Annotated in this window: 17 protein-coding genes; 9 read left to right on the plus strand and 8 right to left on the minus strand. The window is 71.2% G+C overall.

From position 1 onward, the window contains the following. Positions 1-132: 132 nt before the first annotated feature. Both ACFC0D_RS12690 and ACFC0D_RS12695 read right to left on the minus strand, forming a co-directional pair. Positions 133-927 carry an ArsR/SmtB family transcription factor gene (locus ACFC0D_RS12690; RefSeq protein WP_376434058.1) on the minus strand — a complete coding sequence of 265 codons (795 nt, stop codon included), beginning with the start codon at positions 925-927 and terminating at the stop codon, positions 133-135. Positions 928-989: 62 nt separating this feature from the next. After that, entirely contained in the window at positions 990-1,568 is a 579-nt protein-coding gene (locus ACFC0D_RS12695) for a TetR/AcrR family transcriptional regulator (protein ID WP_376434060.1), read from the minus strand. A 90-nt stretch (positions 1,569-1,658) separates the two neighbouring features. On the opposite strand from ACFC0D_RS12695, the gene ACFC0D_RS12700 reads away from it, so the two are divergent. From ACFC0D_RS12700 to ACFC0D_RS12735, 8 genes are all read left to right on the plus strand, one after another. Next, positions 1,659-2,873, plus strand: a complete 1,215-nt coding sequence (locus ACFC0D_RS12700) for an FAD-dependent monooxygenase (RefSeq protein ID WP_376434062.1) — start codon at positions 1,659-1,661, stop codon at positions 2,871-2,873. Between the two features lie 57 nt (positions 2,874-2,930). Further along, positions 2,931-3,500, plus strand: coding sequence for a PadR family transcriptional regulator (locus ACFC0D_RS12705; protein ID WP_376434064.1), 570 nt, complete (start codon positions 2,931-2,933; stop codon positions 3,498-3,500). 138 nt (positions 3,501-3,638) lie between these two features. Further along, positions 3,639-4,550: a LysR family transcriptional regulator gene (locus tag ACFC0D_RS12710; protein WP_376434066.1), complete on the plus strand. Its 912-nt coding sequence runs from the start codon at positions 3,639-3,641 to the stop codon at positions 4,548-4,550. Between the two features lie 74 nt (positions 4,551-4,624). Continuing rightward, entirely contained in the window at positions 4,625-5,080 is a 456-nt protein-coding gene (locus tag ACFC0D_RS12715) for a peroxiredoxin (RefSeq protein ID WP_376434068.1), read from the plus strand. A gap of 129 nt (positions 5,081-5,209) precedes the next feature. Then, positions 5,210-5,605, plus strand: a complete 396-nt coding sequence (locus ACFC0D_RS12720) for an SHOCT domain-containing protein (RefSeq protein WP_376434070.1) — start codon at positions 5,210-5,212, stop codon at positions 5,603-5,605. 152 nt (positions 5,606-5,757) lie between these two features. Then, positions 5,758-6,546, plus strand: a complete 789-nt coding sequence (locus tag ACFC0D_RS12725) for a hypothetical protein (RefSeq protein ID WP_376434072.1) — start codon at positions 5,758-5,760, stop codon at positions 6,544-6,546. A 36-nt stretch (positions 6,547-6,582) separates the two neighbouring features. Continuing rightward, positions 6,583-7,035 (plus strand): RrF2 family transcriptional regulator, encoded by a 453-nt coding sequence (locus ACFC0D_RS12730; RefSeq protein ID WP_376434074.1) that lies wholly within the window; start codon positions 6,583-6,585, stop codon positions 7,033-7,035. A gap of 74 nt (positions 7,036-7,109) precedes the next feature. Next, positions 7,110-8,297, plus strand: a complete 1,188-nt coding sequence (locus ACFC0D_RS12735; protein WP_376434076.1) for a globin domain-containing protein — start codon at positions 7,110-7,112, stop codon at positions 8,295-8,297. Positions 8,298-8,393: 96 nt separating this feature from the next. On the opposite strand, the gene ACFC0D_RS12740 is transcribed toward ACFC0D_RS12735, so the two are convergent. From ACFC0D_RS12740 to ACFC0D_RS12755, 4 genes are all read right to left on the minus strand, one after another. Beyond that, on the minus strand, positions 8,394-8,765 hold the full coding sequence (locus tag ACFC0D_RS12740) for a peptidase inhibitor family I36 protein (protein WP_376434078.1): 372 nt from the start codon (positions 8,763-8,765) through the stop codon (positions 8,394-8,396). After that, positions 8,765-9,463 (minus strand): hypothetical protein, encoded by a 699-nt coding sequence (locus tag ACFC0D_RS12745; protein ID WP_376434080.1) that lies wholly within the window; start codon positions 9,461-9,463, stop codon positions 8,765-8,767. The genes ACFC0D_RS12740 and ACFC0D_RS12745 overlap by 1 nt, the downstream gene beginning before the upstream one ends. A 434-nt stretch (positions 9,464-9,897) precedes the next feature. Continuing rightward, positions 9,898-10,674: a polysaccharide deacetylase family protein gene (locus ACFC0D_RS12750; protein WP_376434082.1), complete on the minus strand. Its 777-nt coding sequence runs from the start codon at positions 10,672-10,674 to the stop codon at positions 9,898-9,900. 341 nt (positions 10,675-11,015) lie between these two features. Beyond that, positions 11,016-11,393, minus strand: coding sequence for a hypothetical protein (locus ACFC0D_RS12755; RefSeq protein ID WP_376434084.1), 378 nt, complete (start codon positions 11,391-11,393; stop codon positions 11,016-11,018). 187 nt (positions 11,394-11,580) lie between these two features. Between ACFC0D_RS12755 and ACFC0D_RS12760 the strand changes: the two genes are divergently transcribed. Continuing rightward, positions 11,581-12,117 carry a DUF6328 family protein gene (locus tag ACFC0D_RS12760; protein WP_376434086.1) on the plus strand — a complete coding sequence of 179 codons (537 nt, stop codon included), beginning with the start codon at positions 11,581-11,583 and terminating at the stop codon, positions 12,115-12,117. A gap of 9 nt (positions 12,118-12,126) precedes the next feature. Here ACFC0D_RS12760 and ACFC0D_RS12765 read toward each other — a convergent pair whose 3' ends face one another. Beyond that, the gene (locus ACFC0D_RS12765; protein ID WP_376434088.1) at positions 12,127-13,674 is read right to left on the minus strand and encodes an ATP-dependent DNA ligase; all 1,548 of its coding nucleotides are present in this window, start codon (positions 13,672-13,674) and stop codon (positions 12,127-12,129) included. Between the two features lie 96 nt (positions 13,675-13,770). Further along, positions 13,771-14,292, minus strand: a complete 522-nt coding sequence (locus tag ACFC0D_RS12770; protein ID WP_376434090.1) for a MarR family winged helix-turn-helix transcriptional regulator — start codon at positions 14,290-14,292, stop codon at positions 13,771-13,773. Positions 14,293-14,403 lie beyond the last annotated feature (111 nt).

Here is a 14,403-nt window from a genome sequence, read left to right on the forward strand (position 1 = left end):
GTCGTGGGGAGGGGCGGCCGCACACGCGGTGCCGACGTGGAGTGCCGCCCGTCGGAGGAAGGCCTCGTGCGATCCCCCGGCGGCCGGGACTCCCGACCGCCGGACAGGGCACGCGACGTATCCCGCCCGAACTCACCGGGGCGGTTCCGGCAGCTCCTCGCCCGTCTCCAGGAGGGACTTGAGGCTGGAGAGCAACGCCGGCCACCCCTCGCCGATCATGCCGCGCATGGTGCTGTCCGGCTCCAGGTCGTCGTGCACGACGGTGAGCTTGACCGTGTCCCCGGCAGGCTCGATCTCGAACGTCACCTTCGAGCGGCGCTCCTTGGCGAGCTTCGCGTACACGTCGTCCCCGATGCCGACCGCCTCGGCCCACTCCGGCGTGAAGGTGTGCCAGGTGTACGAGAGTCGCCGGCCGGGCTCGGCCGCGAGGACCACCTGCTCGGGGTCGCTGGTCCTGCGGCCGCCCTCGTCCCAGACCATCGGCGATCCGGCCGTCCACGTGGTCTCGAAGGTCACGCCCCAGTAGCGCCTCGTGAAGTCCGGGTCGGTGAGGGCCTGCCACAGCTCGTCGGGGGTGGTGCGGATGTAGGTGGTGTAGACGAACGCGTTGCTGTCCATCGGGTTCTGCTCCAATGCTGACTTCAGGTCGGCGAGCGCACGGACGCGCTCGCGGGCGTACTGACTGATCCAGCGGTCCGCGATGGCATGGATCGGAGCGGCGTTCAGGTAGTGCAGCTTCTCCCGTCCTCGCCGCACCGTGACCACCAGCCCCGCCGCCTCGAGAAGCGCCAGATGCTTGCTGACGGACTGCCGTGCCATGTCCAGACCCGCGCAGAGTTCGCGCAGGGTCTGGCCGTTGCGGGCGTTCAGGCTGTCGAGCAGCCGTCGCCGACTGGCATCGGCCAGTGCCTTGAACACCTCGTCCATCGCCCCACCTCAACATGCAGCCTTTTAGCTGCCTCTACGGTAGGCAGCTGTTCGGCTGCATGTCAACGACCCTCCGTTCCGGCGGGCCGGAGCGCCGCCGCCACCAGCCCTTCGATCTCCTCCGCGGTGACACTCCCGCCCCCGACGACACGGTCGAGCACGAGTCCGTCCACACAGGCGAGCAGCGTCAGCGTGCGACCCTCGGGGTCCTCGACCCCCTCGGCGGCGAGGAAGTCACGGACCGCATCGCGCCCAGGGTTCTCACGCGGTACCAGGATTTCGCGGAGTTCGGGGTCACGCACGCTCTCGACCACGCAGGCGTAGCGGGCCAGGGAGCGGCGTCGCCCCTCCCCACCGAGGCGCGCGGCCACCAGCAGACCGATGCCGTGGGCGAGTTCGGCGGCGGAGCGCGGCGCGGGGATGCGCTCTCCGGCCGCCCGCAGCTCGGCCTGGTCGAGTTCGACCAGGCGGCGGACCAGGGCGGTCAGGAGGGCCGAGCGGGTGCGGTAGTACGCCGAGGTGGTGCCGGCCGGCAGTCGTGCGGCGGCATCGACCGCACGGTGGGTCAGGCCGCGCATCCCGGCGTCGGCGAGGACACCGAGCGCGGCGTCGGCGAGGAGGGTACGTCGATCGGAGGTCACCCCCTCTTTCTACACCTGTAGAGGACGCACGCTACGCTTTCTACAGATGTAGAAGCCGTCTTGGTCGGTTCGGTGAAAGGGCTGGTCGCCATGGGGAACATCGCTGTCGTCGTCGGCGCGGGCATCGGAGGGCTCGCCGCCGCCATCGGGCTGCGGCGCGTCGGCTGGGAGGTGCGGGTCGTGGAACGCGCACCCGTTCTCGACGACGCGGGCGCCGGAATCTCGCTGGCCGCCAACGGCATCCGCGCCCTGGACGAACTCGGCGTCGGCCCCTCCGTACGGGCGGCCGGGCGCGGTCAGTACACCGGCGGCACCCGCACTCCGGACGGATCCTGGCTCGCCCGGATGGACGGCGCCGCGCTCGAACGCGCCCTGGGCACCCCCATCGTCGGCATCCCGCGCGCCACGCTGCACCGTCTGCTGCGCGACGCGCTGCCGCCCAAGAGCATGAGCATCGGAGTCGAGGTGACCGAGGTCGACAGCTCGACATCGGGCCCCGTCCGCGTCATGACCCGGCCGTCCGGCCCCTCCGCCGCCCCGGGCACGGGCCCGGAGCTCCACGCGGACCTGGTCGTGGCTGCCGACGGCGTCAACAGCCGTACCCGGGCCGCCCTCTTCCCCAACCACCCGGGACCGGCGTACAGCGGCTCGACCGTGCTCCGCGCCCTCACGGAACCGCTGGACCTCACCACGGACTTCGAGATCACCTGGGGGCACGGCGCCGAGTTCGGGCACATCGCGCTCGACGACGGGCGTGCGGAGTGGCACGCCGTCCTCAACGCCCCCGCGGGAGTCCGGCACGCCGATCCGCTCGGCGAGGTCCGCAGGCGTTTCGCCGGCTGGCACCAGCCCATCGGGCGACTCCTCGACGCGACCCGCCCCGAGTCCGTCCTCCACCACGACATCCACGAACTGGCCACCCCGCTCCCCTCCTTCGTCTCCGGCCGGGTCGCCCTGCTCGGCGACGCGGCCCACGCGATGACCCCGAACCTCGGCCAGGGCGCCTGCCAAGCCCTGGAGGACGCCGTCGTACTGGCCGCCGCCCTGGCGCGCGACCCCGACACCGACACGGCGCTGGCCGCCTACGACTCCGAACGCCGCCCACGGGCCCAGTCGGTCACCGTCGCCGCCCGCAAGGCCGGCCGTATGGGGCAGCAGCTCTCCGGCCCGGCGGCGGTCACCCTGCGCAACGCGGCCCTGCGACTGGCCCCGTCGGGCATGGCGGTGCGCATGATCCTTCGGCACGCCGACTGGACCCCGCCCAGGCTCCCCGCGGTGGGTTCGGGTACGTCGCTCGTTGAATAGGTGCGGACGAAACCAGGTGCGGACAAAACTACTCAACGAGGCTGCTAGCTTGTCCGGATGTCCCTCAAGCACGCGGTCCTGGCAGCTCTCCTGGAGGGCGAGGCGTCCGGATACGACCTGGCCAAGATCTTCGACGTGTCCGTGGCCAACTTCTGGGCCGCCACGCCGCAGCAGCTCTACCGGGAGTTGGACCGGCTCTCCGACGCAGGTCTCATCGCCGCCCGTGTCGTAGAGCAGGAACGGCGCCCGAACAAGCGGATGTTCTCGCTCACCGACGCGGGGCGCCAGGACCTGATGGAGTTCACGGCGCAGCCGCCGCGCCCGACCGCCATCCGTGACGAGCTGATGGTCCAGGTCCAGGCCTGCGACGAGGGCGACACCGACGCGGTGCGCGGTTTCGTCGAGGAGCGGATGGAGTGGGCCCGGGGCAAGCTGGCACGGTGGGAGCGGCTGCGGGAGTGGATGCTCGACGGCCGGGACGAGGCCACGTACCTCCGCGAGGCGGAGCGGATCGGCCCCTATCTCACGCTGATGCGGGGCCGCTCCCTCGAGGAGGAGAACCTGCGCTGGGGCGAGCAGGTGCTCGAGATCCTGGACCGGCGTCGGACCGTGCGCCAGCAGGCCTGACGTACGGCCGGGCCCTCATCGGGACCCATCGGCACGCCTATGCTTGGCGCTGTGACGGATAGAAGGAGCGATGGCGGAGCGGCCGCCGACCCGAGGGACGAACCGAGCCGGTCGGAGGCTTCGCCGCGCGGGGCGGGCGTGGCTTCGCGCGGACCGCTCGACCTGTCGCTGCTGCGCACCTTCCTCGCAGTCCACCGGACCGGCTCCTTCACGGCCGCGGCCCGGCTGCTGAGCCTGTCCCAGCCGACCGTCACGACCCAGATCCGTTCACTCGAACGCCGCCTCGACCGCGAGCTGTTCGAGCGGCAGCCGCGGGGCGTGGCGCCGACGCCGTACGCCGACGAGCTGGCCGCGCAGGTGGCGGGGCCGATCGACGCGCTCGCCGCGGTGGCCGATCATGGCCCGGGAGGCGCGACCTCCCTCCAGCCGGTCCATCTCGCCGGGCCCGCAGAATTCCTCTGCGTGACCGCCCTGCCCGCTCTCGCACCGCTGGTCGGGGAGGGTGTGCGCCTCCAGGTGACACCCGGGCTCACCGACGAGCTCCTCGACGGACTGCGGGCGGGTCACCACGATCTGGTGATATCGACGGTCCGCCCGCGCGGGCGGACCCTGACCTCCGTACCGCTGGACGACGAGGAGTTCGTGCTCGTCGCATCGCCCGAATGGGCGCGGCGGATCGGCCCGGACGCCGTGGCCGAGGACGGCCCCGCCGCGCTGCACGGTGTGCCGATGGTCATGTACGCGGAGGATCTGCCGATCGCCCGCCGTTACTGGCGCCATGTCTTCGGCCGGCGTCTGACCGGCGAGGCCGCCGTCACCGTGCCCGATCTCCGGGGTGTCGTGGCCGCGGTCGCGGCGGGGGCCGGCTTCAGCGTGCTGCCGCACTATCTGTGCCGCGCGGAGCTCGACGCGGGCCGGCTCGTGGCGCTGCTGGAACCGGAGGACCCGCCGATCAACACCGCCTACCTGGTCCAGCGGCCCGGCACCCCCGAGAACCCGCACGTGACGCTCGTGCGCGATCGCCTGCTGGCTGCCGCCCGCGACTGGTGACGCACCTCCTTACCCTGCGGTAACGTCACCGGTCGTCGACCGGAGGCGCCGGTCGCGGACAAGGGGCGGACCGGATGAACGTCGGTGACATCGTCGAGGACTTCACTCTCCCGGACGAGACGGGGACACCCCGCTCGCTGACCGGCCTCCTCGCGGACGGGCCGGTCGTCCTGTTCTTCTACCCGGCGGCCCTCACCGCCGGCTGCACCGCCGAGGCCTGCCACTTCCGGGATCTGGCCGACGAGTTCCGGTCGGCGGGTGCGCGCCCGGTCGGTATCAGCTCCGACGTCGTGGAGCGGCAGCAGGAGTTCGCCGAGCGCCACTCGCTCGGCTACCCGCTGCTGTCCGACCCGCAGGGCGCGATCCGCGACCGGTTCAGGGTGACGCGGGGCTTCTCGCTCGCACCGACGAAGCGAGTCACTTTCGTCATAGACACGGACCGCCGGATCCTGGAGGTGGTCCGCAGCGAGCTGCGGATGAGCGTCCATGCCGACCGCGCGCTGGCGGCGCTGAAGACCCGCACGGCCTGACGAGCGCAGGGTCCGGATCGGGCTCGGGCGACCTGACGCCCCGCCCCGACATGCGGAGGGGCCGGGGTTGGGCAACACTCGCTCGTACCGGCGGTCGACTTCCGGCCGCGGCCGGAACGGAGTGTAGGCATGGACGACTACCCCCTCCTCAATGTCTTCTGGACCATGCTCTGGTTCTTCATCTGGATCATGTGGCTGTTCCTGCTGTTCAAGGTCATCACGGACATCTTCCGTGACCACGACCTGAACGGCTGGGCCAAGGCGGGCTGGCTGATCCTGTGCATCGTGCTCCCCTACCTCGGCGTGCTGATCTACGTGATCGCCCGCGGCAAGAGCATGACCCAGCGGGACCTCAAGCAGGCCAAGGAGAGCGAGGCCGCGTTCCAGTCGTACATCCGCAAGACGGCGGGGACGACATCCGGCGGCGGCCATGCCGACGAACTGGCACGGCTCGCCGAGCTGAAGGAGAAGGGCGCCATCACGAACGAGGAGTTCGAGAAGGCGAAGGCCAAGGTCCTGTCCTGACGGACGACGAGAAGGAACCGTCCACCGACGCGCTCTCCCGCTCGCTGCTGCGGGAGGCGCTCGCCGATCCGGGGCGGCTTCCGGAGCTTCTGGCGGGGTACGCACTGCGGCACATGGGCCCGCGGGCCGGGCGACGCGTGGCACGCCTGCGCATGCAGCATCCGCAGGCCACCTCTGCCGAGCTCCGGGCCATGGCGGCGGAGCGGGGCCGGCGCGCGGTCACGGCCGAAGGGTCGTTCGTGGGCGGGCCGTTCATGCTGCTCGTGCCCTTCGCGTTCTGTGGGGCAATGCTGCTCCAGGCACGGACGATCCTCGAACTGGCGGTCCTCGAAGGCCGGGACACCACCGATCCCGAGCGTGCCGCCGAACTGCTCGTGCTGCAAGGGGTGTACGAGGACACCGCCACTGCACGTACCGCCCTGCGCGCCCGCCCGAAAGCACACGACAGCAGTCGCCCCCGGCCGGGCAGAATCACCGCGCTCTGGGACCTGGTCATGCGGATGGCCCGCCTCCTCGGCCTCATCACGCCCGACGACGACGGCCGCAGCCGACTCGTCCGCGCCGGCCAGTGGGCTCTCGTCGGCGTGGTCTTCCTCGTCGGTCTCGTGGCGCCGCTGGTGTGGATGCCCTATCTGGGGGTCTCGTTCTACCGGGCCACCACCCAGGTGACGGACCGGGCGACCCTCTTCTACGTCGGCAGCCGCGACACGCGTGCGCCACGTCCGGGCCGCCTCAGCCCGGAGATCGTGGGCGCCGGCCTGCGCGCGTTGGCGTCGATCCTGGTACCGATGGTGAGTGTGGCTCTGGTCCTCTTGACCGACATGGAGCTCGCGGGGCGGCGGTGGCCTCTGATCGCACTGGTATTGATCGTTTCCCCGGTGGTCGTGGGCGGCATCTGGATGTGGCGCCGCCACTCCACGGCCCATCGCGAGGACCCTTAATAGGTGTCCAAGATGCTTGTTTGATACTTTCATGGCGTGCGGCTGACGAAATTCACCGACCTGGCGCTTCGTGCTGTGATGCGCCTGGCGGTCCCCGGAACTCCCGGGCAGGACCCTTCCGCCACCACCCGCGAGGTAGCGGAGGTGATGGCGGTGCCCTATGCCCATATGGCGAAGGTGGTCACGCGGCTCCAGCACCTCGGGGTCGTGGAGGCCCGGCGCGGTCGCGGCGGCGGTCTCGCCCTGACCGAAACCGGTCGGCGCGCCTCGGTCGGCTGGCTGGTGCGGATGCTCGAGGGCGAGGAGGAGGTCGTTGCCTGCGAGGGCGACACCCCCTGCCCGCTGCGCGCGGCCTGTCGGCTGCGTGGGGCCCTCCGCGAGGCGCAGGAGGCGTTCTACCGCACACTCGATCCACTGACCGTCGCGGATCTGGTCGAGTCCCCCACCGGTCCGGTGCTCGTCTCGCTGAGCGCGCGCCACTCCGACTGACGCCCCACCCCGATCCGACTCCGCACCTCTTCACCGTTTTAAATACGTAGATCATCTACCACTTAGGAGTGTCGATGCTGTCCGAGCAGGCCGTCCCGGTCGTCCGAGCCACCCTCCCCGTCGTCGGAGCCTCGCTCGGCGACATCACCGATCGCTTCTACGCCGGACTGTTCGCGGCCCACCCCGAACTCCTGCGGGATCTGTTCAACCGCGGCAACCAGGCCAACGGCGACCAGCGGCGCGCTCTGGCCGGCTCGATAGCCGCGTTCGCCGGGGCGCTCCTGGACAGCCCGGACACCCGGCCGGACGTCATGCTCTCCCGTATCGCACACAAGCACGCCTCGCTGGGTGTCACGTCCGAGCAGTACAAGGTCGTCCACGAGCATCTCTTCGCCGCGATCGTCGACGTGCTCGGCGAGGCCGTGACCCCCGAGGTGGCACGGGCATGGGACGAGGTCTACTGGCTGATGGCGAATGCCCTCATCGCCCTGGAAGCCCGTCTCTACGAGGAGACGGGTGTCGCGGAGGGCGGGGCCCGTCGGCCGATGGAGATCGTCGAGCGCCACCAGGAGGCGGCCGACACCGTCTCCTTCACCCTGCGGCACTCCGACGGGCGGCCCGCGGAGCCGTTCCGGCCGGGGCAGTACGTGAGCGTACGGGTCGAACTGCCCGACGGCGCCCGGCAGATCCGCCAGTACAGCCTCTCCACCGCGCCCGGCCTCCCGTACTGGCGGATCACCGTGAAGCGCGTCCCCGGCGACCCGGCGGGCGAGGTGTCGAGCTGGCTCCACGCGCACGCGCGCGTGGGCGACACGGTCGAGGTGTCCGCGCCGTTCGGCGATCTCGTCCTGCCCGAGGGCGAAGGCCCGCTGCTCCTCGCCTCCGCGGGGATCGGCAGCACGCCGATGCTGGCCATGCTCGGCCACCTCGCCACCGTCGGCTCGCGCCGCCCCGTCACCGTCGTCCACGCCGACCGGTCCCCGGCGGACCACGCGCACCGCGAGGAGCTGCGAAGGCTGGTCGACGCGCTGCCGCAGGGCTCCCTCCACCTCTGGTACGAGGAGCCGGGCGACGCCACCGACGCCCGCCCCGGCCGCGCGGACGTCACCACGCTCGACGTACCCACCGACGTGACGGCGTACCTCTGCGGCCCCTTGCCGTTCATGCGGCAGGTACGCGGCGACCTGCTGGCCGGCGGGGTCGGCGCGGCTGCCGTGCATTACGAGGTCTTCGGCCCGGACCTGTGGCTGGGCGCCGCCTAGGGTCGCCCCGGCGGCGCCTCCGGGAGCCGGAGCTCCGAGGCCCGGCCGGCCCCCCGCCGTCGGCGGTGCGGGGCCGGCCGGGCGGCCGGGCTCGGTTCAGCACCTCATCGCCCAGGTGTGGGAGTCCCCCCGGTCGTTGGCGGCACCGTTGTAGCCGACCTCCTGGCCGGGAGTCAGGCAGACCGTCATCGAGCCACCCTGGTGGGCGCTCTCGTACACCTTGACGTGGTCCTTGATCCCCGGGCCGGAGATGCCGTGGTTGGCCCAGGAGGAGTCGGTGTCGGCGATCCAGCTCTCCCACCAGCCGTCGTCGCCGCTCCAGTTGGCGCGCTGGCCGCCGAAGTTGGCCTCCTGCCAGACACAGAACTCGCCGCTCGGACAATCGGCCGCCTGGACCGGCGCGGTCAGGGCGAGGCCGCCGGCGAGGGCGAGCAGAGCCGCGGCGGTGGTGGTCAGAATGCGCTTCATCAGGTGGGGGTGCCTTTCCCTGTGGTGGTGCCCGCGGACAGTTCGGCTGCCCGCTGCAGCGCGCGGTCGCGCAACTGCCGGTAGGTGGTGAGCTGATCGGCGCGCAGGACACGCACCTCCGCCAGCTCGGCGGGTTCCAGCCGGGCGCGCACCTCGGCGAGTCCGCTCTCGCGCTCGCACCGGGCGGTGACGGCGGGGTCGGGGCGATCGGGGCGGGGGCCACCGGTCGCGGCGGCGCACCGGTTCCAGCGCTCCAGTGCCGCTCGGTGGGCGGGGTCGTTCTTGATCCGGGCCTGGGCCTCGGCGCGCAGGTTGTCGACGGTCACCTGGGCGCGGAACCAGCGGCTCGGGTCTCCGTAGAGGGTCTGGCGGGCGCCGGCCAGGCAGCCGTCGGTGTGGGCGCTGACGGTGTGGCCGGTGGCGAGCTTGAGGGACAGCTCGCGGGGGCCGGTCCCGAAGAGGGCGGCCTGGAGGCGACGGTCGGCCTCGGGGGTGCGCGGCTTGGCGGCGAGGGTGAGCCCCTGGGCGTCGAGGCAGCGGTCGACGAGGGCGCGCTCGACGGTCCTGAGGAGCTCGTCCTGAGCCTGGGGCGTCGGCGGGACGGTCGGTCCGGATGTGGTGGTGACGCAGCCCGTGAGGATCAGCGCGGCGACCGCGGTCCCGACGGTGCGGCGGATGTGCGCGGTCGTGCGGAGCATGGCGATCCCCCTCGCGAAGTGCCTGGTCAGCGGGGAGTCATGGTGATCATCCCGGCCCGGAACGATCATTGCCCGGGCGGAAGCGGGCCATGCGGGAGGTCACTCGAAGGGGTCGAACGCGCCGGAGTGTGCGCCGCTCGGGAGCTGTCCGCGCCTGCGGAAAGGTGCCGAAGACGGTCCGGGACGATGCTGCGCATCGGCGAACGGCGCGGCGCGCCGGATCCGGGAACGACACAGCCCCGGTTGGACGGGGGATTCCAACCGGGGCCGTTTGCCGTGACGAGAAGAGCGGTCACCTCAAGGGGGGACTCGGGGACCGGGCCCCTTCACTGTCACATATGCATGAACGATAAACCTTCATGCGGTGTTCCACGATGTCCGAGGTGACCGCTGTGAGACACCTCACCCCGTTTTCACCGCTCTCTTGTCTCGCCCTACGGACGGTAGACCTCGCCCGGCTCGGCCTTGCCGGGCGCCAGCAGCTGCGGCACGGTCACGAACGTGAAGCCACGCTTCTTCAGCTCGTCGATGATCCCGGGGACGGCGGGGACGGTCCCGTCGTAGATGTCGTGCAGCAGGATGATCCCGTCACCCTCGGCACTGTCGAGTATGCGCTGCCGTATGAGCGCGGAATCGGTCGTGGAGTAGTCCTTGGCCGTGGCGCTCCACAGGATCTGCGCGAGTCCGAGTTCGCGACTCACATCGGACACCGTGCCGTCGGTGCGCCCCTGCGGCGGTCGCATCAGGGTGGGCCTGCGCCCGGTGATCTTCTCGATCGCGTCCTGGGTGCGGGAGAGCTCGTCACGCACCTCCTCGGCGTCCAGGTCGGTCAGGATGCGGTGCGTCCAGGTGTGATTGGCGACTTCGTGCCCCTCGTCGGCGATGCGCTTGACCACCTCGGGATAGCGGTCCACATGCTTCTTGCCGAGCAGGAAGAAGGTGGCCGGGACCTGCTTCTCCTTGAGGACGTCGAGAAGGTGCGGCGTGTCCTCCCCGGGGCCGGCGTCGAAGGTCAGCGCGATGCACTTCACCTCGGCGCAGTCGACCGCTCCGCCCGCGCCCGGCTTGTCGTCCGAGCCGGCGGCCTCACCCCTGGCGTCACCCGGGGTGATCGGGTCGACCCCGCAGCCACTGAGCCCCAGCATCAGAGAGGCCGCCGCCAGAAGGGCGACGGCCGGTCCCCGGCGCTTCCCCGGTTCGCTTCGGAACATGCTGCTGCAACCCACTTCCCCGTAGACGACTCAGAAAAGCCACTCGCGCCTGGTCAGCGGCTGCGAGTGGCAACGCCGAGCACTCTACACACGGTGTATACATGCCATGCATAGGGGGGTGGGGCAGCGATCCTGGCCCGGGGCCGCCGGGGCCCACCTGCGCCCCGGGTGGGCCGGACCGGGCACGACGTGCGCCTTGGGGGGCAAGGGCCTGCGCCTGGGCGCCGGACTGGGCACACGCGTGCCCCGGGCGGCGCCCGTCCGCTCCGCCCGGGGCGTCCTGTGTGCCGGCGGGGCCCGGCTCCGGCGGGACGTGAGGGGGGCTTGGTCCGCGCTATCCGTCAGCGGGAGGCGAGCAGCAGCCGGGCCTCGGTCTCCTGGTCGCCGGAGACCGACTGCAGCGACTGGATGTCGAAGGTGGCGGCGAGTGTCTTCTCCATCTCGTCGACCGCGTGGTAACCGCCGGTGAGCAGCGCTCCGACCATCCCGTCCAGATGAACGGAGGTGGGCTCCTCCCGGCGGCCGGCGGCCGTGTCGAAGGTGGCCATCCAGACGTTGGCCGCGGGTGCCGTGGCGGCCCGCGGTCCCGGCGCCGTCATGTCCTCGAGCTCGTAGTAGTGGTCGAGGACGTCGAAGACAGCCTGGGCGTCCTCCCTGTTGCAGTCGCTCAGCTGCACCGTGACGTCGGTGTCGATGTGCGTGTCGTACACGTCGCTCATCTCCTCGCGGCCAGGCGGGCCGGTCGTTTCACGCTTCCAGCATCCCTCGCAGGAGGGCGTCCCGCGAGGTCCGGACCGGTGTGCCCGGGGGATGGCGGAGCGCAGCGGCGCCATCCCCCGGGAACATCGGGATTGAGGTGGCCCCTGAGCGGTTACCCGCGATGAGGGGGCTTCATCAGGAGGTTCCGTGACCAGCCAGCCCGGCAGGGAGCAGACGGAGGGCGGCGGACTTTCCCGAGGCCGGAACGAAACGCCGGAGGAACGGGCGGACCGGCAGTGGAGCGAGCTGATGCAGGAGATCAGGGTCGCCCAGACGGGCGTGCAGATCCTGTTCGGCTTTCTGCTCACCGTCGTGTTCACCACTCGCTTCCCGGAGCTGAGCGCGACCGACCGGGCGATCTACATCGTCACTGTGTCGCTGGGCGCGGCGGCGACAGGCGCCTTGATCGGACCGGTCTCCTTCCACCGGCTGGTGGCAGGGCGACGGATCAAGCCGCAAGCCGTGGTCTGGGCCTCACGGCTGACGTTCATCGGGCTACTGCTGCTGCTCGCGACGCTGGCGTCGGCGCTGCTGCTGATCCTGAGGGTGGCGACAGGGGACTCGTACGTGCCCTGGCTGGTCGGCGGACTGGTCGCCTGGTACCTGATCTGCTGGTACGCGCTGCCGCTCTGGGTGCGGGGCCGCTACACGAACGGCAGACGCAACGGCGGGAACGAGGACTGACCTTCCGGTTCACGCCTGCCCGGTGACGTGCTCCACGGTGTCGGCCTCGGCTGCGGACTTGTCGGGGCGGTGGCGTACGACCCGGGCGAAGCGGAGGGTGACGCCCGCCGGGTAGCGGGTGGAACGCTGAAGGCCGTCGTAGGCGATCTCGACGACGAGCTCGGGGCGTACGCGTACGGTGAATCCGTCGTCGTCCACGGCCAGTTCGCCCAGCTTCTCGGTCTGCCAGCGCAGCATGTCGTCGGTGAGGCCCTTGAACGTCTTGCCGAGCATCACGTACGTGCCGTCGGCGGCACGCGCGCCGAGGTGGAGGTTGGAGAGCAGTCCGGTGCGACGGCCGTGACCCCACTCCGCGGCGAGGACGACGAGGTCGAGGGTGTGGACCGGTTTGACCTTGAGCCAGGTGCGGCCGCGTCGGCCCGCCACATAGGGCGCGTCCAGCGCCTTGACCAGGACGCCTTCGTGCCCGCGAGCCAGGGTGTCGCTGAAGAACCGCTCCGCCGCCTCCACCTGGGCGGCCGAGCCGGGGTCGTCGACGACGAATCGCCGCACGCGCAGGGACTCGGGGAGCAGCCGGGCCAGGACGGCATGACGTTCCTGGCCGGGGTGATCGATGAGAGCCTCCCCGTCCGCCGCGAGGACGTCGAAGTAGACGGGCGAGAGGGGCAGTGTGGCGCTGGCCGTCTCGACGTCGACGCGTGAGCCGACCCGTGAGGCAATGTCCTGGAACGCCATCGGCCTCCGGGTGGCCGGGTCGAGGGCGATGACCTCGCCGTCCAGGATGAACGAGTCGGCCGTCATCTCCCGGGCGCGGGCGACGACTTCGGGCAGCCGTCCGGTGATGTCGTCCAGGGAACGGGTGAACACCCGGACCTGGTCGCCGTGACGGTGCACCTGGATGCGGACGCCGTCGAGCTTCTCCTCGACGACACAGGGGCCGAGGCCGGTGACGGCTTCGGTGACCGAGCCGGCGGTGTGGGCGAGCATGGGCAGGACGGGGGTGCCGACCCGAAGGGCGAAGGTGTCCAGGGCGGCCGGGCCGTCCGCGAGTACGGCCTGGGCGACGCGGGGCAGGGACCCTTCGAGCATCACGGCGCGACGGAGCTCGGCGGAAGGCACGGTGGCTGCGCGGGCGACTCCCTCCAGCGCGATGGCGTCCAGGGCGCCCTGGCGCACGTCACCCGAGAGCAGCCGGAGCAGGAACTCCTGCTCCGGCCGGGTGGCGCCGGCCATGAGTTCGTGCACGAGTCGGGCCCTTTCCGCCTGCGAACCGGCGCCGGACACGGCCGCGAGCGCGGTCATGGCGGCATCGGCGCCGACAAGCGTGAGGGTCGGATGCTCGGCGGGTGGCACGGCCGGCGGGATCGCGTACTTGAGGACGCTCCAGCCGACACCGATGCGTCCCTGCGGCAGTCGGCCGGAGAGATACGCGATCACCAGCGGGCTCTCCTCGGGCGCGGCCTCCGCGAACAGCTCGGCCAGCACAGCGATCTTCCGTGAGCGGGCGGAGGTGGCGGCGACCTGCTGGGAAGCGTCCGCGACTCGGGCCAGAAGCATGGGCCCATCCTCCCCCGCGCTCACGGCAACCCGCCATCGGGCACGGTGCGGAATCCCCGTTCCCGGCCACGCCCGCGGCGTGCGTTCACACGCCGGTCAGGCTTTTCCTCGTGCGGAAGGGGCGCCTGGGCGGCGTTCTCGGTACTCGTTCGCGAGCAGCGAATCCATGGTCCCGCGCAGATGCTCGACGAAGTTCTCGAACTGTCGTAGCTGGTCCGGGGTGTACTGCGCCATCTCCGCGGCCATGCGCTCGGCGTAGGGGCCGAAGAACTCCACGGCCCGCGGCCTGATGGCGGGGCTGCTGCGCAGTGTGACGACTCTGCCGTCGGTGTGCTCACGGGTGCGGACGACATGCCCGGCCAGTTCGAGGCGGTTCAACAGGATGGTCGTGGCGCCGGACGACAGGGAGATGCGCTCGCTCAGCCTGGCGGGAGACAGGGGAGAGCCCTTGTCCTCGGCGTAGAGGATCTCGGCAAGGGCCGCGGCGTCGGTGGAGTGCAGCCCCAGCCAGGTCGCGAAGCGCCGGGTGAACTCGGTGTAGTTGGCGCTGAACCCTCGCAGCCGGTCCATGATGCGGTCGCGTTGAACCTCCACGTCGCCGAACTCCGGTTTCTCCACTGGCCTGCTCCCCTTCCACGATCCGCACGGATCGGCGCGTGCCCGACTGCTCCTTGACAACCTACCCGAGCAAAACTAGCTTTGCGGCAAAGGTAATTACCTTTGTCATAA

Origin of the sequence: Streptomyces sp. NPDC056222 (assembly GCF_042264065.1) — a bacterium.
Lineage (GTDB): Bacteria > Actinomycetota > Actinomycetes > Streptomycetales > Streptomycetaceae > Streptomyces.